The sequence below is a fragment of the Amycolatopsis pithecellobii genome, assembly GCF_009707865.1.
GTDB classification, from domain to species: domain Bacteria; phylum Actinomycetota; class Actinomycetes; order Mycobacteriales; family Pseudonocardiaceae; genus Amycolatopsis_E; species Amycolatopsis_E pithecellobii.
Genome location: NZ_WMBA01000038.1, coordinates 21778 through 41677, shown reverse-complemented (window position 1 = coordinate 41677; position 19900 = coordinate 21778). Strand labels below are relative to the sequence as shown.

The following is a 19900-nucleotide window of genomic DNA, read 5'->3' as shown; positions in this document are numbered from 1 at the left end:
TTCGCCACAATGGGTGACATGGCGACAGTCGCACAGTGGATTGAGGGGGCCCGCCCCCGGACGCTGCCCAACGCGGTGGCCCCGGTCGTGGCCGGGGTCGGGGTAACGATCGAACAGGGCGCCTTCTCGTGGTGGCAGTCGCTGCTCGCGCTGCTCGTGGCACTGTCGCTGATCATCGGCGTGAACTTCGCCAACGACTACTCGGACGGCATCCGCGGCACGGACGAGAACCGGGTAGGCCCGCTGCGCCTGGTCGGTTCGGGTGTCGCCGCGCCACGGCTGGTGCTGACCGCCGCGCTCAGCTGTCTCGGCCTGGCCGGTGTACTGGGCCTGGCGCTGGTCATCGCCACCGGTCGCTGGTGGCTGCTGGTGATGGGCGCGCTGTGCATCATCGGCGCCTGGTTCTACACGGGCGGCAAGAAGCCCTACGGGTACGCGGGCCTCGGCGAGATCGCGGTCTTCGTGTTCTTCGGCCTGGCGGCGGTGCTCGGCACGGTGTACGTCCAGGCCGGCAGGCTCAGCTGGGTCGCCCTCGGTGTCGCCGTCGCCGTCGGCTGCTTCTCCACGGCCGTGCTGACCGCGAACAACCTGCGTGACATCCCCACCGACCGCGAGGTCGGGAAGAACACCCTCGCGGTGCGCCTCGGCGACGCCGGCACCCGGCGGCTCTACCTGGCGCTGGTCAGCATCCCTTACGCCATCACGATTCTCGTCGGGATCTGGCACCCGCTGGCGCTGATCGCCGTACTCAGCGCGGTCCTGCTGCGCGCCCCGTTGAAAGCGATCCGCACCGGCGGCACCGGTCCCGGCCTGATCCCGGTACTGCGGGACACCGGCCTGGTGATGCTCGCCTGGTCCGTCCTCAGTGGACTGTCGCTGGCGTTCAGCTGACCGGCCACCGGCCGGTGCGGAAGAAGTCTTCCAGCACCGCCATTTCGGCGTCGACGTCGAGACCCTGGTCGGCCAGCCACTCGTCGTTGTAGTACGTGTGCGCGTACCGCTCGCCGCCGTCGCACAGGAGCGTGACCACCGAGCCCGTCTGGCCCGCCGCCAGCATCCGGGCGATCAACTGGAAGGCGCCGTATAGGTTCGTCCCCGTCGAGCCGCCCGCCCAGTGACCCGTGCGCTCACGCAGCAACTGGATCGCGGCCATCGAAGCGGCGTCCGGGACCTGGATCATCTCGTCGATCACCTGCGGCACGAACGACGGCTCGACCCGCGGGCGCCCGATCCCTTCGATCCGCGACGGCATCCCCGTGGTGTAGTCCATCACGCCCGTCTGCCACGCCCCGTAGAACGACGAGTTCTCCGGGTCCACGACACAGATTTTGGTGGTGTGCCTGCGATAGCGCACGTACCGGCCGAAGGTCGCGCTCGTCCCACCGGTACCGGCGCCGACCACGATCCACGACGGTACCGGGTGCCGCTCCAACTGCATCTGCGCGAACACCGACTCGGCGATGTTGTTGTTGCCGCGCCAGTCCGTCGCGCGCTCGGCGTAGGTGAACTGGTCGAGGTAGTAGCCGCCGCATTCCGCGGCCAGGCGCTCGGCCTCGGTGTACATCGCGGACGGGATGTCGACGAAATGGCACCGCCCGCCGTAGAACTCGATCAGCTGGATCTTCTCCGGACTCGTCTTGCGTGGCATCACCGCGACGAAGTCCAGCCCCAGCATCCGCGCGAAGTACGCCTCCGACACGGCCGTCGAACCGCTGGAGGCCTCGATCAGCGTCGTGTCCGGCCCGACCTGCCCGTTGACCAGGGCATACAGCAGCAGCGACCGCGCGAGGCGGTGCTTCAACGAGCCGGTCGGGTGGACCGACTCGTCCTTCAGATAAAGGTCGATACCCCACTCGGCGGGCAGCGGGAACACATGCAGGTGGGTGTCGGCGCTGCGGTTCGCGTCGGCCTCGATGAGGCGTACCGCTTCCCGGACCCAGGCGCGGTTCATTCCGCCTCTCGCAGCTCGGCGCGCAGCTTCGCCCGCTCACGCGCGCGGCGCTTGTTGCGCGCGGCCAGCCCTGCGGTGACCCGGGCGTTCAGGCCGCGGAACGCGAGCAAACCGACCGGCAGCCCGACGACGATGCCCACCGCGAGCGCGACCAGCAGCGGCACTCCGGCCAGCAGCAGCACGACGGCCACCACGGCGATCAGACCGAAGCGCGCCAGCAGGTAAAGAGTCAGGTCACGGCCCAACGTCTGTCGTTCGCTCACGGCCACCAAGGCTACGCTCGGCGCTGGTCGTCATGGTCGAGCACCCGTGCCACCAGTGGCTTCGTCGTCCAGCTCGCTGTTGTTGGGCCGCCCCTCGAAACGGGTGGACAGCACCACCGTGGTCCGTGTGCGCGCCACCCCTGTGATGCGTCGCAGCCGCCCGAGCGTCAGCTCCAGGTCGTCCACTGTGGACACCCGCACCTTGACCACGAACGCCTCGTCCCCCGCGACCGCGTAACAGCTCTCGACCTCGGCAAGACCGGCCAGTGCCTCCGCGAGCTCGTCGTTCTCCGCGGTATCCGTGGGCTGGATGCCGACGAGCGCCGTGACACCGAGCCCGACCGTGCTGGGGTTGACGACCGCGTGATAGCCGGTGATGACGCCCGCCGCCTCGAGCTTGCCGACCCGCTCGTGCACCGAAGACGCGGACAAGCCGATGGTTCTGCCGAGCTCCGCGTAGGTCGCCCTCCCGTTTTCCCGTAACGCGGCGATGATCTTGCGGTCCAGTGCGTCCACAAAGGTCACCCTAATCCTGTGAATCGGCGGAGCCGATTGCGCGGAGGCGAAGCCACCCGACGGAGTCGGGTCCTGGCCTACGCACGGTGCGTCCTGATTCCCGGGCAGGCCCCAGCGGCGACACAGGGTAACAGGACGACCCTGTCCAGACTGGGCGATTTGTCCCTTACTACCTCTTTACTCTTCGACAACCGTTCGAGTACCTGGCGGGTGAAGTGCAACGATTGCCGTGTTATTCGCCCGGGACGGCAGATGTTTTCGGGTATAGCAGTGCAGGCGTTAAGGAGGCGGAAAATGACCGCGACCGTAGGTGGGCGGCTGCTCACTCCCGGCGAAGTCGCCGCGTTGTTCCGGGTTGACCCGAAGACGGTGACGCGTTGGGCGACGGCCGGCCGCATCGGCTCGATCCGCACCCCCGGTGGGCACCGGCGGTTCCGGGAGTCCGAGGTCAACGCGCTGCTCGCCGAGCTCACCACAGACGCCAGCGAGCCTGCTCGCGGCTGAGACTCCGGCCGAACCCGCGGCCCCGGCGGAGCGACCGCCGGCAGCCGCGGGCCCGTGGCTGCCGATCCCCGAACACCTCCCGAGGGGCTACGCTCGGACAGGCAGGCACCACGGTTTCGGAAGGGAGCGGGCATGATCTATCTGCTCGCATTGATCGGGGCGCTCACGATCGCCGTCCTGTTGTGGCGCGCGTTCGGCCCGGAGCGTGTCGGGGTTTCCTCCCGCCGGGCGCCGGTCGCCCCTGACGACGACCCCGATTTCCTGCGTTCGCTCGGTGAGCAGCAGCGCCGCCCCGAAGACGAAAGTTAAACCCCCGCGAGTTGAGCGTTGCGTGCGGGCGAGTTGAGCGTTGCGTGCGGCGGGAACGTGCAACTCGCGCAGCCGGAACGCGCAACTCGCGCGGCCGGAAAGGTCAACTCGCGCGGAAGCCGGGAATCTAAAGCCCCTTCAACGGAAACGCGTCGGCCATCGCGGCCGCGAGTTCCAGTAAGGCGAGCCGGGTGCCGGGCTGGAGGCGGTCCAGTTCGATCTCGGCGCCTTCTTCCAGATGCGGATCGAACGGGATCTGGCACACCGCTCGCGCGCGGGCACTGAAGTGCGCGGCCAGCTTGTCCAGGTCCACCGATCCGGCCTTCGGGCGCACCGAGTTGATCGTCACGATCGAGCGTTTGACCAGGTCACCGTAGCCGTGTGCGTCGAGCCAGTCGATCGTCGCCGACGCGCTCGTGGCCCCGTCCACCGAACCCGACGACACCACGACCAGCGCATCGGCCGAGTCCAGGACACCCTTCATCGCCGAGTGCATCAGCCCGGTACCGCAGTCGGTGAGCACGATGTTGTAGTAGTGCTCCAGCAGGCTCACCGCACGCAGGTAGTCCAGCTCCGAGAACGCCTCCGACACGGCCGGATCCTGTTCGCTGGCAAGGATTTCCAGCCGCGACGGACCCTGCGACGTGTACGCGCGGACATCGCTGTAGCGCGTGATCTTGTCCGCGTCCCGCAGCAGGTGCCGCACGGTCGCGGTGGTCTCGATCGGGATCTTCTGCGACAGCGTCCCCCGGTCCGGGTTGGCGTCCACCGCGATCACCCGGTCCCCGCGCAGCGACGCGAACGTCGCGCCCAGCGTGGTCGTGATCGTGGTCTTGCCGACCCCGCCCTTGAGGCTCATCATCGCGATCTTGAAACAGCCCCGCAGCGGCTGGTTCACCCGCGCGGTCAGCTCGCGCTGCCGCCGCTCCGCCGGGCTCTCCCCGGGGTTGATCAGCTTGCCGCTGCCCACGTAAACGGCCTTGCGCCAGCCCGACCGGGGAGTCCGCTTCGGGGGGCGCACCGGCGCGCCCGGCATCTCCGGCCGCGACCGCGAGGGTTGCGGCAGCGGTGGGTACTGCGACTGCGCAGGCTGCAACGGCGGCAGGTTCGGGTCCTGCGCATACCCGCCGTGCTGCACGGGCGGCCGCTGCCGCGGCGGCCCGGGGTGGGACGTCGAGTCAGTGCGCTCCTCGGAGAACTCGCGAGGATCCGTCATCAGCCGACCCCGGCGTACGAATGCAAGCCCGTCGTGACCAGGTTGACGAAGAACAGGTTGAACACGGTGACCGCGAACCCGAGCGTGTTGATCACCGCTGCGCGGGTGCCACGCCAGCCGGCGGTCGCGCGCGAGTGCAGGTACGCGGCGTAGACCACCCACGCGATGAACGCCGTGGTCTCCTTGGGGTCCCAGCCCCAGAACCGGCCCCAGGCCGACTCCGCCCAGATCGCGCCGCACAGCACGCCGAAGGTGAACAACGGGAACGCGAAGACCGTCGTGCGGTAGGCGACGCGGTCCAGCACGTCCGCCTCCGGCAACCGCGCGCCGAACCGGGCGAAGCGGGCCGGGTTGCGGTCGTAGGCACTGCGGATCAGGTACAGGACGCTCGCCACGCCCGGCACCAGGAAGATGCCCGATGACGTCGCCGCGGCCGACACGTGGATCACCAGCCAGTACGACTGCAGCGCCGGCACCACCGGGGCCGCGACCGTGTACAGCGCCGTGCCGCCGAGGAACATCAGGATCACGACCGGCAGCAGCATGAAGCCGGACAAGTGACGCACCGGGAACTTGCGGATCACGTACAGCCAGGTCACCACGGCGATGAAGGTCACCGCCATGATGTATTCGTACATGTTGCCCCACGGCACGCGGTGCGTCGCCAGCCCACGCAACACCAGCGCGGCCAGGTGCAGCAGTGCACCGAGCACCAGCAGCGAGGCGCCCATCCGGCCGATCCGCTCGGCGCGGCCACGCGGCGCGGGCGGGGCGTCGGCGGTGTCGGGCGTCGGGGCGCCGGCGCCGACCAGCTGACGTGCCTTCGCGCGTTCCGCCGCACTGCGGCCCCGGCTGCCGAAGGACTGCTCGATGAGGAAGAAGACCAGCGCCAGCACGTAGATCGCGGTCGCGGTGGTGTACGACCAGTCGCTGTACTGGGACAACGTCTCGTTGACCGGCACTTCTACTTCCTCTTTCCACCCGAGAGCAGCTCATCCGCGATCCGGGTGAACTCCTCGCCGTAGCCCGCCTGATCAGTGCGGGCCAGCCCGCCCACCTGCACCACGGTACCGTTTCCGTCGCCGTCCGCAGGGCGTACCCGAAGCCACACACGCCGCCGCTTGACCAGCAGCGACGCACCGAGCCCTGCCAGCATCGCGATCGCGAACACCAGCACGTAGCCCTGGGTCGGATCGTGCGAGACCTGCAGCGAAACCCATTGCTGGACCCCGTCGAAGCTGACCTTCGTCCCGTCGTCGAGCGTCAGGGACTGGCCCACTTCGAGGTTCTGCCTCGCGACCCGCTTGAGCCGTCCGTCGTCCACCATGGACTGGTCGATCTCGAAGATCGACTGGCCCTTGCCGGAGTCGAGACCGAGATCGCCGCGCATCACGTCGATCGCCACCATCGGGTTGTTCAACCCGGGGGCGGTCGAAGTCAGCACCCCACCGTGCAGGAACGACGTCGGCGCGAACAACCCGGTGATCGCGAGCTGTTTCGTGCGCCGTTCCGCCGCGTCGGTGACGCCGGGCGGGTCGAACTTCGTCGCACCGTCGGACAGGTAGGTGACCTGGTTCTCCGGCCGCCACTGGGTGGCCTGGGTCCGCTTGTCACCGCCTGGGTAGGTGACGGTGAAGATCGGCGTATACCCGTGGCCGAGCAGGTAGACGCGGTCGCCCGCGGTACGCAGCGGCGCGTTGACCTCCAGCAAGTACGGCTTCCACGTGCCGCTCGTCAGGTCCGCGCCGGACTGGTACTGGATATTCGACGAATAGTGCGTCGGTTCGCCGGATTCCGTGTATTGGGCGGTGAAATCGTTGATCTTCACGCAGAACGGCTCGAGATCGGTGCCGTCGACGCGCAGCCCGGGGTTGAACGAGTCGTAGGCGTAGATGCCGGAATTGCAGAACACCGCGTCCTGGCCGCCGGTGGCCTGCACGATCACCTGGCCGTCGTAGGTGAACATCTTGCCCAGCGCGAACGCGATGATCAGCCCGAGCATCGCGAAGTGGAACACCAGGTTGCCGGTCTCCCGCAGGTAGCCGCGTTCGGCGCTGAGGCTGCGGACCCCGTCGCCCTCGTCTCGCTCGACGGTCCGCCAGCCTCGCAGGCGCGCACGGGCCGCGGTCAGCACGTCATCGGCGCCGCGCTCGGTAGTCGCCTCGCGGAAGTGCGGCATCCGAGACAGGTTCCGCGGTGTGAGCACCGGCTTGGCGCGCATCGACCGGATGTAGTCGAAGCTGCGCGGCAGCAGGCAGCCCACCAGCGAGACCATCAGCAGCAGGTAGATCGCCGAGAACCAGACGCTGGAGTAGACGGTGAAGAACTGCAGCCGGTCCAGCAGCGTGCCCCACCAGCCGTGGTCGGCGATGTACTGGTCGGTCTTCGGCGGGTTCAGCGCACGCTGCGGCAGCAGGGCGCCGGGCAGTGCGGCCAGCGCGAGCAGGAACAGCAGGATCAGCGCAGTGCGCATCGCGGTCAGGCCGCGCCAGGTGTTGCGGAAGAACGCGAGGACACGCTTGGCCGGCGTCGGCCGGTACTGGGATGTCGGTGGACTTTCGGTCGCGGTCACAGCGGTAACACCGTGTCCGTGACGAACGCGTCGCGCAGCCAGCTCACCAGGTCTCCCCACAGCCCGGTCACCAGCAGGATGCCGACGGCCAGCAGCAGCGTGCCGCCGAAGATCTGTACGCGGCGGCCGTTGCGGCGCAACCAGTCCGTCGCGCGGACCGCCCACCGGGCGCCGAGCGCGATCAGCAGGAACGGCAGGCCGAGGCCGAGGCAGTAGATCAGCACGAGCAGGAACCCGCGGGCCCCCTGGCTGCCGGTCGCGGTCGCGATGGCCAGCACACCGGACAGCGTCGGGCCGATGCACGGCGTCCAGCCGAGGCCGAACACCGCTCCGAGCAGCGGCGCGCCCCACAACCCGCCACGAGGCACGCGATGCGAGCGGATGTCCTTCTGCAGAGCCGGAATCAGGCCGAGGAACACCAGCGCCATGGCGATCGTGACAACGCCGCCAATGCGCTGCAGCAGTGCCTGGTTGCCGAGGACGGCGTCGGCGAGCCAGACGAGCGTGCCGAGCCCGGCGACGAACACCACCGTGAACCCGAGGACGAACAACCCGGCCGCGCCGACGACCGCATAGCGGCCCTTTTTACGGTCCTCGTCGATGTTGACCGCGGGCGCGTCCGCCCCGACGAGCGCGGCAAGATACGCGAGGTAACCCGGGACCAGCGGCACGACACACGGCGAGGCGAACGAGACGGTGCCCGCGAGCAGCGCCACTCCGGCAGCGAGCAGCAGCGGCCCGGAGGTCGCCAGCTCGGTCACGGAGTTCACTCTGCTGAGGGTAAGCAGTGAGTTCCGCGTGAGCTTTTCGGGTTGGCTATTCGGTGGCGAGCTTCTGCACCAGGGGCTGGACGTCGGACGCCAGGAGACTGCGCAGGTAGACGGCCGCGACGCGCTGTTCCTTGTCGATCACTATCGTCGAGGGCACGACGTTGACCGGATAGCCCGACAGCCGCAGCAGGCCGCGACCCGGCGGATCGTAGATCGACGGGTAGGTCAGGCCACGATCCCGCACGAAGTCCTGCGGGGCGGAGCGGTCGAAGTCACGCACGTCGAAGCCGAGGACCTGCACGCCCTTGCTTTGCTCGGCCTGGTAGAGCTTCTCCATCTCGGGCGACTCGGTGCGGCATGGTGCACACCACTGGCCCCAGATGTTCAGCACCACAACCTTGCCCTTGAAGTCGGCGAGCGAGAGCTGCTTGCCGTCGTTCATCAGGTCGTCGCCGGACAGGTTCGGGATCGGCTTGCGGTCGGCGACGTCATACGTGATGTCGGTCTTGCCGCCGGGCGCGACGAACTGGAAGCTGCTGCCCTGGGACACCGCGTCCTTGCCGGTCGAACACCCGGCCGCCAGCGCGAGCGTCAGCAGGACGAGAAGCAGCTTTTTCATGCCCCGGTCACCTTCGGATCCGTCGCACCGGCCGGCTCGCTGTAGACGATCTCGACCAGTTCCTCGCCATCGAAGACCAGGCTGGTCAACGACGCCAGCGAGCACTGCCGGCTCCGTGGGTCATGCCACAACGGCCTCGCTTCCAGGAACCGGCGCAGGGTCCAGATCGGCAACTGGTGCGACACACACAGCGCTTCGTGTCCTTCGGCCGCCGCGCGGGCCCGGTACACCGCGCCCAGCATGCGGCGCGCGATCTCCAGGTACGGCTCGCCCCACGACGGGCGGAACGGGTTGCTCAGCTGCGGCCAGTACCGCGGGTTGCGCAGCGCGCCGTCACCGACCGAGACCCGCTTGCCCTCGAACATGTTGGCGGCCTCGATCAGCCGCTCGTCGGTGTGCACGTCGAGCCGGTGCGCACCCGCGATCGGCGCGGCCGTTTCCTGCGCGCGCTGCAGCGGCGACGCGACGACGTGCACGATGTCATGTCCCGCAACGGCTTCCGCGACGACAAGGGCCTGACGCCGGCCACGTTCGGACAGCCGGAACCCGGGCAGGCGGCCGTAGAGGATCTGCTCCGGGTTGTGTACTTCGCCGTGCCGCAGCAGGTGCACGATCGTTGTCACGGGCGTGCCTCCGCCGCCGCCTCGGCCGCGGCCGGCAGTGCCGCTTCGATGATCCCGAACGCCGCGTCGTCCAAGGCCGCGTTCACGAACCACGCCTCGTACGCGCTCGGCGGCCCGTAGACGCCGCGATCGAGCAGCGCATGGAAGAACGCGGGAAAGCGCCAGGTCTCGGCGCGGCTCGCGTCCTCGTAGTTGTGCACGGGCCGCTCGGTGAAGAACACGCTGACCAGGTTGCCCGCGTACGCGACGTGGTGTGCGACGCCCTTGGCCTTGAGCGCTTCGCCGAAGAGGGCGCCGAGGCGCTGGGAGTTCGAGTCGAGCGCGCGGTACACGTCGTCATCAGCCGCGCGCAGCGTCGCCAGCCCCGCGGCCACGGCGACCGGGTTCCCGGACAGCGTGCCGGCCTGGTAGACGGGCCCGCTGGGGGCGAGCTTGGCCATCACGTCCGCCCGCCCGCCGAAGGCCGCGGCCGGCAGACCACCGGACATGACCTTGCCGAACGTGTAGAGGTCACCGGGCACCGCGTCGAGGCCGAACCACCCTGCGCGCGAGACGCGGAAGCCGGTCATGACCTCGTCCATGATCAGCAAGGCACCGTTGGCATGGGCGAGTTCGCGCAGGCCCGCGTTGAACCCGGCCACCGGGGCGACCGCACCCATGTTCCCGGCGGCAGCCTCGGTGATGATCGCCGCTATCTCCCCCGGGTTGTCCACAAAGGACTTCTGCACGGCCTCGATGTCGTTGTACGGCAAGACGATCGTGTCCGCGGCCTGCGCGCCGGTGACGCCGGGCGAGGTCGGCAGGCCCAGCGTCGCAACGCCGGAACCCGCCTGCGCGAGCAGCGCGTCCACGTGGCCGTGATAGCAGCCGGCGAACTTGATGATCTTGCTGCGCCCGGTGAAACCGCGGGCGAGCCGGATCGCGCTCATGGTCGCCTCGGTGCCGGAGTTGACCAGGCGCACCTGCTGCACCGGGTCGACGCGGGCGATGATCTCCTCGGCGAGTTCCACTTCACCGGTCGTCGGCGTGCCGAAGGACAGTCCGTGACGAGCGGCGTGGGTGACGGCGTCGACAATCGCCGGGTGCGCGTGTCCGAGGATCATCGGCCCCCACGAGGAGACCAGGTCGACGTAGCGGTTCCCGTCGATGTCCCACAGGTACGGACCCTCACCGCGGGCCATGAACCGGGGGGTGCCGCCGACCGCGTTGAACGCGCGCACCGGCGAGTTCACGCCACCGGGTGTCGCGGCCGTCGCCCGCTCGAACCATGCCTTGGACTGATCGACTCGGTATGCCACGACTGTCAGTCTTGCAAAGGCGTTGTCATGCCTCGTTCAGGTGGCCCTCGAAGAAGCCTTCGGAGTCCCGTTCGCGGTGCTTGGGGCGGTGCCTGGCACGGACCGCGAGCAGCAGTTCGCGGACGGCGTCGACGAGCAGCAGCGCGGACAGCAGGCCGAGCCCGATCGCCCCCGCCATCCAGCTGCCGATGTAGCGGGTCGAGGTGAGCACGGCACCGTCGCTGAGCTGGACGGTCAGCGTTTTCACGCCCAGGTCCCACACCGGGAAGGCGAGCCAGATGGCGACGCCGGCGAGCAGCACCTCGGCGACCGCGACCCAGGACCGCCACGGCCGGTGCAGCTTCGGCTGAGTGTTCACGGTGACAAGGCTCTCATGTCCGTTCGAGGGCGGCGCGCAGAGCTCGCACATCCTTCGCCCAGGCCACGACGACCGTGCCGTCGGTGAGGCGGATCGGAAGCTCGTCGTACTTGCGCGGGGTGCCCCAGCCGCCGCCGAGCACCCGCGCCCCGGTCGGTGCGCCTACGTCGCTGGTCTCGGAGATTTCCTTCAACGGCAAGGATTCCCGGCCAGCCCAGAGGTCGGTGTCGGTGACCTTGACCGTGAGGAACCGGCGGCGCGCGTGGATCCACGGCGCGGTGATCGTGGCGAGTCCGAGCCCGACGAGAACCCAGGCGACGGTGTGCGTGGTGCTGGTGAGGAGTTCGGCAAGGTAACCGAGCACGGCGAACAGCGGGCCGTAGAGCAGCGCCGACCACTTCGCCCCGGGCTCGAGGTATCGCGCCTCGCTCACAATGCCCTGCGGGAGACCTTCGGGAAGTACGTCGTCGACTTCGGCAGGAACATCAGCAGCAGCGCGACCAGCCCCACCAGGGTGCCCAGCAGTGTGATCAGGCTGCCCAGCCCGAGGCCGATCTGGGCCAGCAGGCTGATGACGGTCAGCACGACCAGGACGGTGCGCGCCGAGCGCGTGCCCTGCCGCGCCTTCCACGCGAAGAGCAGGGTCAGCGCGGTGAGGCAGACCGCGCCGACGAGCGCGATGACCAGCGCCTGGGTGGCCCCGGAGCGGATCCGGTCCGGTGTCGCGGCGGGGTCGGTGGTGGTCTTGATGATCTGCGCGACGAGCTGGTTGCGGTTCAGGAAGAGGATGACGTACCCGGCGAGGAACACGATCCCGGACGCGACCCACAGCCAGAACGACACCTGGACCGCTTTCGGCGGGTTCGCAGGCTCGGGCGCTTCGGGGGTGCTCACCACGCCGAGAATACTGCGCGGCCGCTGCGTGCGGGCTCGGGGCTCAGTCGAGCCAGGCCGCGGCTTCGGCCGCCCAGTAGGTGAGGATCATGTCCGCGCCGGCCCGGCGGATCGAGGTGAGGACCTCGAGGATGGTGCGCTCGCGGTCGAGCCACCCGTTCGCCGCGGCGGCCTCGACCATCGCGTACTCACCGGAGATGTTGTAGGCGGCGACCGGCACGGGCGACACCTCGGCGGCCGCCCGGAGAATGTCGAGGTACGCAAGCGCGGGTTTGATCATGACGGCGTCGGCGCCCTCGGCGACGTCGAGCTCGATCTCACGCAACGCCTCACGCGCGTTGCCCGGATCCTGCTGGTACGTCTTCCGGTCGCCTTTGAGCTGGGAGTCGACGGCCTCGCGGAACGGGCCGTAGAAGGCGCTCGCGTACTTGGCCGAGTAGGCGAGAATGGCGGTGTCCTGGTGACCGGCGTCGTCGAGCGCCTCGCGGATGGCCCCGACCTGGCCGTCCATCATGCCGCTCGGCCCGAGCATGTGCGCCCCGGCCTCGGCCTGCGCGACCCCCATCTCGGCGTAGACCCGGAGGGTGGCGTCGTTGTCCACGCGCCCGTCGGCGTCGAGGACGCCGCAGTGCCCGTGGTCGGTGAACTCGTCGAGGCAGGTGTCGGCCATCAGCACGGTGTCGTCCCCGAGCTCGGCGCGCAGGTCGCGGAGGGCGACGTTGAGGATGCCGTGCTCGTCGGTCGCCCCGGACCCGGTGGCGTCGCGGGTCTGCGGCACGCCGAAGATCATCAGCCCCCCGACCCCGGCACGCACCGCGTCAACCGCGGCCTTGCGCAGCGACTCGCGGGTGTGCTGCACGACCCCCGGCATACTCGAGATGGGCCGCGGCTGAGCCGCCCCCTCGGCGACGAACATAGGCAGGATCAACTGGCGCGGGCGCAGCGTCGTCTCACTCACCAACCGCCGCATCGCGGCGGTCCCCCGCAACCGACGAGGCCGAAACTCAGGAAACACGGCAACGACGGTACTCCGTAACGAAAATGCCCTCCCGCACCAGGTGTGGGAGGGCATTTTCGTCAGCTTCGCCGGGTGCGCTTGGCCTTCCGGGGCGGCGGCAGTGCCCCTTCGGCGCGCAGCTTCGCCGCGTGGGCGGCCAGTGCGTCGACGAGGTGCGGGATGTCCGCCGTCTCGGGTTGGACGTCCACGCGCAGGCCGAACTCCACCGCTGTCTCCGCGGTTTTCGGGCCGATGCAGGCGACCAGCGTCCGCGTGTGCGGCTTGCCCGCGATGCCGACCAGGTTCCGGACGGTGGACGACGACGTGAAACACACCGCGTCGAAACCGCCGGTCTTGATCATCTCGCGGGTTTCCGCCGGCGGCGGGGCGGCGCGCACGGTGCGGTAGGCCGTCACGTCGTCCACTTCCCAGCCGCGGTCGACGAGGCCCGCCGACAGGGTCTCCGTGGCGATGTCGGCCCGCGGCAGCAGCACCCGGTTCACCGGGTCCAGAATGTCGTCGTACGGCGGGAACTCCGCCAGCAGCCCATCGCTCGACTGCTCGCCCTTCGGCACCAGCTCCGGGTTGATCCCGAACGCGCGCACCCGCTCCGCCGTCGCCTCGCCGACGCAGGCGATCTTCACACCCGAGAAAGCCCGCGCGTCAAGGCCGAACTCGTCGAACTTCTCCCACACCGCGCGCACGGCATTGGCCGACGTGAACACGATCCACTGGTACCGGCCGTCCACCAGGCCCTTCACCGAGCGCTCCATCTGCGCCGGGCTCCGCGGCGGCTCCACCGAGATCGTGGGCACCTCGTGCGACGTCGCGCCATGGCTGCGCAAGCGGTCGGCCATCTCGCCGGCCTGCTCCTTGGTGCGCGGCACCAGCACCTTCCAGCCGTACAGTGCCCGCGACTCCCACCAGGACAGCTTCGACCGCTGCCCGGCCGCCTCACCGATCGTCACGACCAGCGGACCGACCAGTTCCCCGGCGTCCTGCGCCAGCGTGGCCAGCGTGCTGTCGAGCGTGCGCTGTGTGTTGATCGTCCCGTTCGACGTCACCGCAACCGGTGTCGACGCCGCCACGCCGTGCTCGACCAGAGCGCCGGCGGCCTCGGCGAGATGCGCGGACGTCGCGTGCAGCACGATCGGCCCCTTGACACCGGCCAGCCCGGCCCAGTCGACCTCGCCACGGGTGTCCACCTCGGTGTACGCGCCGCCGAGCGCGATACCGGCGTACGCGGGCACCGCCACGCCCGGCGAAACGCCTGGCACGACCTCGAACACGGCACTGGTCTTCGCGACCGCCTGCACTTCGCTCACCGCCGCGGGCAGCGTCAGCGGGTCCCCGCTGATCAGGCGCAGCACGAGCCGCCCCGCCTTCGCTTCGCCCGCGAGGTCCTTGGCCACCTCGCCCGGCTCCCCGACCGCGGGCCGCACCTCGGCGTCCGCGCTGGCCGCGGCGAGCACCCCGGACGGCACATCGGGGTCGGTGACCACGACCTCGGCCTTCGCCAGGAGTTCCTGGGCACGAACGGTCAGCAATCCGGCGTCGCCGGGGCCGGAGCCCACGAATGCGACGCGCCCAGCGGTATTCCGCGCGGGGGTCATTGTTTTTCTTTCTCCAGTACCGGATATCTCTGTCAACGTTGGTTGCGGCCGGGGCCGGACAACGCGCCGGCACCCAGGTCGAGCAGCTCCGCGGCCAACTGACGGCCGAGTCGCTCCGCATCGCTCTTGTCCGCGACGGCCGAGGCGCGGATCAGCTCCACGGACTCCCCGTCGAGTCCGGCGGCGGCGACCCCACGCAGCGAAACCCGCTCGATAACCGAGCCTTCCGCGTCGAGATCCTCCACCACCTCGGCCAGCGCACCGACGGGCGCGCTGCAGCCGGCCTCGAGCGCGGCCAGCATCGCGCGCTCGGCCGTCACCGCGGCCCGCGTCGCTTCATCGTCCACAATGGACCGAAGCAGGTGTTCGATGTCCACGTCGTCGACGCGGCATTCCACCGCCAGCGCACCCTGGGCGGGTGCGGGCAGCATCTGAATCGGGTCCAGTGTTTCGGTGATCTCTCCCGCCCGGCCGAGCCGCGCGAGACCGGCCCGCGCAAGCACGACGGCATCGAGCTCACCGTCGGCGACCTTGCGGAGCCGGGTGTCTATGTTGCCGCGAATCGGCACGATCTCCAAACCGAGCCCGAGCGCCCGCAGCTGCGCCATCCGCCTGGGTGAACCGGTGCCGACCGTCGACCCCTGCGGAAGCTCGCCGAGAGTCAGCCCGTCACGGGCGATCAGCGCGTCCCGCGGGTCCTCACGCAACGGCACAGCGGCCAGCACGATGCCCGGTTCCGGCGCGGTCGGCAGGTCCTTGTACGAGTGGATCGCGACATCAACTTCCTTGCGCTGCAACGCTTCCCGCAGCGCAGAGGTGAACACGCCGACGCCGATCTCGGCGATCGCGGCGTGCGAGCGGTCACCAGGCGTGGAGACCTTGACGATCTCGACGTTCTCGCCCGCCTGACGCAACGCCTCGGCGATGATGCCGGTCTGGGCGAGAGCGAGTGCGCTGCCTCTGGTGCCGATCCTGATGGTTCGTGTCACTGGGTTTCACCGTCTGTACTGGGTTGGGGAGAGGGGCTCGCGACGACGGCCGGCGATGCGGGATCGAGCTCGAACAGTTCGCGTAGCGCGTTCGCGTAATCGGTGCCCTGCGCGTCCGCCGCGAGCTGCTTGACCCGCACCGTGGGCGCGTGCAGCAGCTTGTCGACGACCCGGCGCACCGTCCGCGCGAACTCGTCACGCACGCCCGCTTCGAGCTCGGGCAGCCGGTTGTCGAGACGCAGCAGCTCCGCGTCGACGACCTCGGCGGCACGCTTGCGCAGCGCCGTCACGGTTGGGGTGACCGCAGCACTGCGCTGACCGGCCAGGTACTCGCGCACCTCGTCGAGCACGATCCCGGTCGCGCGGGCGATCTGCTTGGCCGAAGACGCGCCGCCGATCGAATCCATCCGCCGGCGCACGGTTTCCAGGTCCACGACGCGCACGCCGGGCACCGCCGCGACGGACGGCTCGACGTCACGCGGCAGGCCGAGATCGCAGATCACCAGCTCACGCCCGTCGCGCGGCAGGATGTGCCCGGCCTGTAGCACTACGTCCTGCGCACCGGTGCAGCTGATCGCGACATCGGCCTCGACGAGGCGGGCGGCCAGCTCGGGCATCCCGGCAGCGGCCGCGGGCACCCCGAGCTCGGTGACGTTCGCGGCCAGCCGCTGCGCGTTCTCCAACGTCCGGTTGATCACGGTGATCCGGCCGATTCCGGCCTTGCGCAGCTGGCTCGCGGCCAGCGCACCCATCGAACCCGCGCCGATGATCACCGCGTGCTTGCCCGCGAGGTCCTGTGTCTCACCCAGCGCCTCGGACACCACCGACGCGCTCAACTTGTCGAGCCCCGTCTCGGTGTGCACCCGCTTGCCGACCCGCAACGTGGTTTGGATCAGCTCGTGCAGCGTGCGGCCGACGGTGCCCGCCTCGCGCGCGACGGCGTAGGAGTTCCGGACCTGGCCGAGGATCTGGGTTTCGCCGACGACCATCGAGTCCAGCCCCGAAGCCACCGAGAAGATGTGCTCGACCGCGGCACCCGCGTAGTGCACGTACAGGTTGTCGTAGAGGGTGGAGGCGACACACCCGGCCTGCCGCGCCATCACCTCGGACACGTCGGAGAGGCCACCGTGGAACGTCTCGACGACCGCGTACACCTCGACGCGGTTACAGGTCGAGACGAGCATCGCTTCGTGCACGTTTTCGGACTGCTGGAGGGCGTGCAAGACCTTCTCCAGGTCTTCACTGGCGATCGCCGCGCGTTCCAGCGTGCCCAGATCCGCGGTGCGATACGACAGCCCGACGGCCAACACAGACACTTACCGCACCACCATTCCGTTGCCCACCGGGTGGGCGCCGTTGTTCTCGTCCGCGCGCCGCGCCACGTGGAAGGACAGGATCTGCAGCTCCACGGCGAGGTCCACCTTCCGGACCTCGATGTGCTCCGGTACCTGCAACACCACGGGCGCGAAGTTCAGGATGCACTGCACGCCGCCGGAGACCAAGCGATCGCATACCGACTGTGCCGCGGTCGGCGGCGTCGCGATCACGCCGATGGAGATGCCGCGATCCGCGCACACCTGGGGGATGTCGTCCAGATGCGAGACCGGGATCCCGCCGACCGGGATGCCGATCAGGTCGGCGTCCACGTCGAACAGCGCTTCAACGGGGAAACCCCGGCCGGGGAATCCGCCGTAATTGGCCAACGCGTGCCCCAGGTTCCCGATTCCCACCACGGCGACCTTGTGCTGGCGGGTGAGCCCGAGTGTGCGCTCGATCTGGCCGACGAGCACCTGCACCTCGTAGCCGACGCCGCGGGTGCCGTATGAGCCCAGATACGACAAGTCCTTGCGCAGCTTGGCGGAGTTGACCCCGGCGGCGGCCGAGAGCTCCTCGCTGGCGACCGTGGTCGCGCCCTGCTCGGCCATGGCGGACAGCACCCGCAGGTACACCGCGAGGCGGGCGACGGCGGCCTCGGGAATCGACTTCACGCGGACGACCGGATCGGCCCCGTCGGTCACGGCAGGCATTTCGGCGGTGGGTGCGTTGTCGGCAGTGATCTTAGAAGCGCCGAGGTCGACAGCGTCGTCGGATCTGGCGCCGTTTCGTCGGCCACGCCGTACCGCCACGCCGGCCTCCTCGTCACCGTCACCATCGGAAACTTTTCCTTGACCCGGCGGACGAACTCCGGTTCGATACCGTGCCGCGCGGGGGGTAAGCCATACGGTAGCCACTTGTGAACGCAGGCACAAAGTCGCTGGTCGCGGGCATGACCAGAGACACAATCGGGCTCAGTGCCGCTCAGATCCCCGCTCGAGGCGCAGGTGCGGGAGCGCCGACGACATCAACCTGACAGCGACCGGCGGAGCAGTCGGACAGTTTCCAGTCGGTAGTAACGAGATTGCAGCCCCTCGCCTCGGCGAGTGCGATGTGCGCGGCGTCATAGGGCGTCAGGTTGTGCCGCAGTTCCCACACTCGGTCGGCAACCTCAGCCCAAGCCGCATAGCCCACCGTGAGCTGGTTGAGGGTGCTCACGGCGGTGTCGGCGCGCTCTCCGCTGATCCTCTTCGCAAGCAAAAGACCCCTGATCGCGGAAGTGGCCTCGACGCGAAGGGGTTCGGGCGCTACCCAGCGGGGGTCGGCGTTCAACGCCGATTGCGCCAGGTCGCCAAGGACGCTGTCGTTGACCAGCGCCTCGACCAGCTGTGACGCGTCAATGACGATCATGCGTCGAGGCGTTCCGTCGATCACGTTCCGCGCGAAGCTCGGCGATCATCGGGGCGGCTTCTCCCGTTTCGGACGAGTAGGCGCCGCCAACCTCCCGAATTTCGATGCTCACCACACAGGCATTCTTACCTGCATGCACCCGCTCAGTGCGCGGTGAACGTGATGGTGTGCCAGCCGGTCGCACCGTCGGGGACGACGTCGGCGAGCCGGTCGGTCTGGGTGTAGCCGGAGCGGTCGGTGGCGCGGACCGTCGCGCTGTGCGGGCCCGGTGCCGCGTCGAGCTCGGCCCACCACATCCGCCACGTGTCCGTCGTGACCTCAGCCGACAGCACCGCCTGCTGCCACGGCCCGCTGTCGAGCCGCACCTCGACCTTGTCGATCCCGGTGTGCTGCGCCCACGCGATCCCCGCGACCCGCACCTTGCCCGCCGCCACTCCGCCGTCCGGCGCGTCGATCCGGGACTCCGTCTTGATCGGCCCCTGCTCCGCCCAGCCGCGCTGCAGCCAGTACGCCTGCTTCGCGTCCCACGTCGTCAGTTCCAGGTCGGTGACCCATTTCGTGGCCGAAACGTAGCCGTACAGCCCCGGCACGACCAGGCGCGCCGGGAAGCCGTGTTCGATCGGCAGCGGCTCACCGTTCATCCCGATCGCGAGCATCGCGCCACGGCCGGGCTCCATGATCGTCGACACCGGCGTGCCCGCAGTGAACCCGTCGGTACTGGTCGAGAACAGCTGCTGCGCGCCCCGCTGAACACCCGCCTCGGTGAGCAGTTCCGCCAGGTCCACGCCCACGAACCGGGACGTCGAAATGTACGGCCCGCCTACCGGGTTCGACACACAGCACAACGTCACAACACGCTCGACGAGCGGACGGCGGCGGATGTCGTCGTAGCTGAACGTGAGTTCGCGGTCGACCATGCCGTGAATGCGCAGGCTCCAGTCCTGGGCGGGCAGCTGCGGCACGACCAGCGCCGTGTCGATCCGGTAGAAGTCACCGTTCGGCGTGATGAACGGCGGGGTGCCGAGCTTGGCGAAATCCGCGTCGGCCGGCACCGGCGGCGCGGGCTGCGCGGGGACGAGCGGGCCGATCGCCGCGCGCGAACTGCCGGCATCCTTCCGCGTACCGGCCCATTGCCCGACCAAGCCGGCGACTCCGGCCACGACGGCGGTGACGAGGAACTGCCTGCGGCTCGCGGAGACACCGCGGGTCAACGCCGCGTGATGCAGCCAGCGGAACGCCAGTACACCAGCGGCGAGACTCACCAGCGGGGCGATGAGCGCGGCCTGCCCGAGGTCGGGGCGGCTCCACACGGCCAGGCACCCGACGACACCGAACACGGCGATGATCAGCTGCCCCGGCCACGGCCGCTCGCGCGAGAGCAGGCCGGCGACGACCGCGAGCAGCACCATCACCACGGCCATCCCGGCGAGCAGCACCGGTTTGTCGTTCGTGCCGAACGCGCTGACCGCGAAGTCCTTGAGCCACGTGGGCGTCAGGTCGATCGCGGCGTTGCCCACGGCGAGATACGGCGAGGCACCGATGCCGACGAACGCCGCCACGAGATGCCCGGCGCCCAGTGCCGCGACGAGCGCCAGCACACCGGTCAGTCCTGCGACGGCCGCGGGCAGCCGCTGCGGCGCTTCGGCGGGCGCTTCACCCAGCTCGGTGCTCACCTGCTCATTGT

23 protein-coding genes are annotated in these 19900 nt (G+C 69.4%); 3 read left to right on the top strand and 20 right to left on the bottom strand.

Annotated elements, in window-relative coordinates:
- Positions 1-18 precede the first annotated feature (18 nt).
- Complete coding sequence (locus tag GKO32_RS22640) at positions 19-891, top strand: 1,4-dihydroxy-2-naphthoate polyprenyltransferase (protein WP_154758881.1); 873 nt, start codon at positions 19-21, stop codon at positions 889-891.
- Here the strand turns inward: GKO32_RS22640 and cds1 are convergent.
- The 3 genes from cds1 to GKO32_RS22625 are packed head-to-tail and all read right to left on the bottom strand — an operon-like array spanning position 884 to position 2730.
- Positions 884-1951 (bottom strand): L-cysteine desulfhydrase Cds1, encoded by a 1068-nt coding sequence (gene cds1, locus GKO32_RS22635; RefSeq protein ID WP_154758880.1) that lies wholly within the window; start codon positions 1949-1951, stop codon positions 884-886. The genes GKO32_RS22640 and cds1 overlap by 8 nt on opposite strands.
- A complete protein-coding gene (locus tag GKO32_RS22630; protein WP_312868352.1) occupies positions 1948-2214 on the bottom strand; it encodes a DUF4229 domain-containing protein in 267 nt (88 codons plus the stop codon). Before GKO32_RS22630 ends, cds1 begins: the two co-directional genes overlap by 4 nt.
- Before the next feature lie 30 nt (positions 2215-2244).
- Positions 2245-2730 (bottom strand): Lrp/AsnC family transcriptional regulator, encoded by a 486-nt coding sequence (locus GKO32_RS22625; RefSeq protein WP_312868351.1) that lies wholly within the window; start codon positions 2728-2730, stop codon positions 2245-2247.
- Between the two features lie 294 nt (positions 2731-3024).
- Between GKO32_RS22625 and GKO32_RS22620 the strand changes: the two genes are divergently transcribed.
- On the top strand, positions 3025-3234 hold the full coding sequence (locus GKO32_RS22620; RefSeq protein ID WP_154758878.1) for a BldC family transcriptional regulator: 210 nt from the start codon (positions 3025-3027) through the stop codon (positions 3232-3234).
- Between the two features lie 132 nt (positions 3235-3366).
- Positions 3367-3543, top strand: coding sequence for a hypothetical protein (locus tag GKO32_RS38105; RefSeq protein ID WP_166459697.1), 177 nt, complete (start codon positions 3367-3369; stop codon positions 3541-3543).
- Positions 3544-3670: 127 nt separating this feature from the next.
- On the opposite strand, the gene GKO32_RS22615 is transcribed toward GKO32_RS38105, so the two are convergent.
- The 17 genes from GKO32_RS22615 to GKO32_RS22535 all read right to left on the bottom strand — a co-directional run bounded on the left by GKO32_RS22615 (position 3671) and on the right by GKO32_RS22535 (position 19889).
- Positions 3671-4759 carry a MinD/ParA family ATP-binding protein gene (locus GKO32_RS22615; protein ID WP_154758877.1) on the bottom strand — a complete coding sequence of 363 codons (1089 nt, stop codon included), beginning with the start codon at positions 4757-4759 and terminating at the stop codon, positions 3671-3673.
- Entirely contained in the window at positions 4759-5721 is a 963-nt protein-coding gene (gene ccsB / locus GKO32_RS22610) for a c-type cytochrome biogenesis protein CcsB (RefSeq protein ID WP_312868350.1), read from the bottom strand. The genes GKO32_RS22615 and ccsB overlap by 1 nt, the downstream gene beginning before the upstream one ends.
- Positions 5722-5723: 2 nt before the next feature.
- Positions 5724-7331 (bottom strand): cytochrome c biogenesis protein ResB, encoded by a 1608-nt coding sequence (gene resB / locus GKO32_RS22605; protein ID WP_312868349.1) that lies wholly within the window; start codon positions 7329-7331, stop codon positions 5724-5726.
- Positions 7328-8101: a cytochrome c biogenesis CcdA family protein gene (locus tag GKO32_RS22600; RefSeq protein ID WP_312868347.1), complete on the bottom strand. Its 774-nt coding sequence runs from the start codon at positions 8099-8101 to the stop codon at positions 7328-7330. Before GKO32_RS22600 ends, resB begins: the two co-directional genes overlap by 4 nt.
- Positions 8102-8147: 46 nt before the next feature.
- Positions 8148-8720 carry a TlpA family protein disulfide reductase gene (locus GKO32_RS22595; protein ID WP_154758875.1) on the bottom strand — a complete coding sequence of 191 codons (573 nt, stop codon included), beginning with the start codon at positions 8718-8720 and terminating at the stop codon, positions 8148-8150.
- Entirely contained in the window at positions 8717-9343 is a 627-nt protein-coding gene (locus tag GKO32_RS22590; RefSeq protein ID WP_312868346.1) for a histidine phosphatase family protein, read from the bottom strand. Before GKO32_RS22590 ends, GKO32_RS22595 begins: the two co-directional genes overlap by 4 nt.
- A complete protein-coding gene (gene hemL, locus GKO32_RS22585) occupies positions 9340-10641 on the bottom strand; it encodes a glutamate-1-semialdehyde 2,1-aminomutase (RefSeq protein WP_312868344.1) in 1302 nt (433 codons plus the stop codon). The genes GKO32_RS22590 and hemL overlap by 4 nt, the downstream gene beginning before the upstream one ends.
- 25 nt (positions 10642-10666) lie before the next feature.
- Positions 10667-10999, bottom strand: coding sequence for a hypothetical protein (locus GKO32_RS22580; protein ID WP_312868343.1), 333 nt, complete (start codon positions 10997-10999; stop codon positions 10667-10669).
- Between the two features lie 13 nt (positions 11000-11012).
- The gene (gene mce1N, locus GKO32_RS22575) at positions 11013-11432 is read right to left on the bottom strand and encodes a transport-regulating membrane protein Mce1N (RefSeq protein WP_312868342.1); all 420 of its coding nucleotides are present in this window, start codon (positions 11430-11432) and stop codon (positions 11013-11015) included.
- Positions 11429-11893 carry a hypothetical protein gene (locus GKO32_RS22570; RefSeq protein ID WP_208024512.1) on the bottom strand — a complete coding sequence of 155 codons (465 nt, stop codon included), beginning with the start codon at positions 11891-11893 and terminating at the stop codon, positions 11429-11431. Before GKO32_RS22570 ends, mce1N begins: the two co-directional genes overlap by 4 nt.
- Before the next feature lie 43 nt (positions 11894-11936).
- On the bottom strand, positions 11937-12908 hold the full coding sequence (gene hemB, locus GKO32_RS22565; RefSeq protein WP_312868341.1) for a porphobilinogen synthase: 972 nt from the start codon (positions 12906-12908) through the stop codon (positions 11937-11939).
- Positions 12909-12970: 62 nt separating this feature from the next.
- Positions 12971-14503: a bifunctional uroporphyrinogen-III C-methyltransferase/uroporphyrinogen-III synthase gene (locus tag GKO32_RS22560; protein ID WP_154758871.1), complete on the bottom strand. Its 1533-nt coding sequence runs from the start codon at positions 14501-14503 to the stop codon at positions 12971-12973.
- Between the two features lie 32 nt (positions 14504-14535).
- Entirely contained in the window at positions 14536-15492 is a 957-nt protein-coding gene (gene hemC / locus GKO32_RS22555) for a hydroxymethylbilane synthase (protein WP_312868340.1), read from the bottom strand.
- A complete protein-coding gene (locus GKO32_RS22550) occupies positions 15489-16808 on the bottom strand; it encodes a glutamyl-tRNA reductase (protein WP_312868339.1) in 1320 nt (439 codons plus the stop codon). The genes hemC and GKO32_RS22550 overlap by 4 nt, the downstream gene beginning before the upstream one ends.
- Positions 16809-17618: a redox-sensing transcriptional repressor Rex gene (locus tag GKO32_RS22545; RefSeq protein ID WP_376765989.1), complete on the bottom strand. Its 810-nt coding sequence runs from the start codon at positions 17616-17618 to the stop codon at positions 16809-16811.
- Between the two features lie 172 nt (positions 17619-17790).
- Positions 17791-18216 (bottom strand): type II toxin-antitoxin system VapC family toxin, encoded by a 426-nt coding sequence (locus GKO32_RS22540; RefSeq protein ID WP_154758870.1) that lies wholly within the window; start codon positions 18214-18216, stop codon positions 17791-17793.
- 143 nt (positions 18217-18359) lie between these two features.
- Positions 18360-19889: a molybdopterin-dependent oxidoreductase gene (locus GKO32_RS22535; protein ID WP_312868338.1), complete on the bottom strand. Its 1530-nt coding sequence runs from the start codon at positions 19887-19889 to the stop codon at positions 18360-18362.
- Positions 19890-19900: the final 11 nt, after the last annotated feature.

Coding starts and splice junctions, on each gene's coding strand:
- GKO32_RS22620 (WP_154758878.1), top strand. CDS start 3,025: ATGACCGCGACCGTAGGTGGGCGGCTGCTCACTCCCGGCGAAGTCGCC.
- GKO32_RS38105 (WP_166459697.1), top strand. CDS start 3,367: ATGATCTATCTGCTCGCATTGATCGGGGCGCTCACGATCGCCGTCCTG.
- GKO32_RS22540 (WP_154758870.1), bottom strand. CDS start 18,216: ATGATCGTCATTGACGCGTCACAGCTGGTCGAGGCGCTGGTCAACGAC.
- GKO32_RS22640 (WP_154758881.1), top strand. CDS start 19: ATGGCGACAGTCGCACAGTGGATTGAGGGGGCCCGCCCCCGGACGCTG.
- GKO32_RS22615 (WP_154758877.1), bottom strand. CDS start 4,759: ATGACGGATCCTCGCGAGTTCTCCGAGGAGCGCACTGACTCGACGTCC.
- cds1 (WP_154758880.1), bottom strand. CDS start 1,951: ATGAACCGCGCCTGGGTCCGGGAAGCGGTACGCCTCATCGAGGCCGAC.
- GKO32_RS22560 (WP_154758871.1), bottom strand. CDS start 14,503: ATGACCCCCGCGCGGAATACCGCTGGGCGCGTCGCATTCGTGGGCTCC.
- GKO32_RS22595 (WP_154758875.1), bottom strand. CDS start 8,720: ATGAAAAAGCTGCTTCTCGTCCTGCTGACGCTCGCGCTGGCGGCCGGG.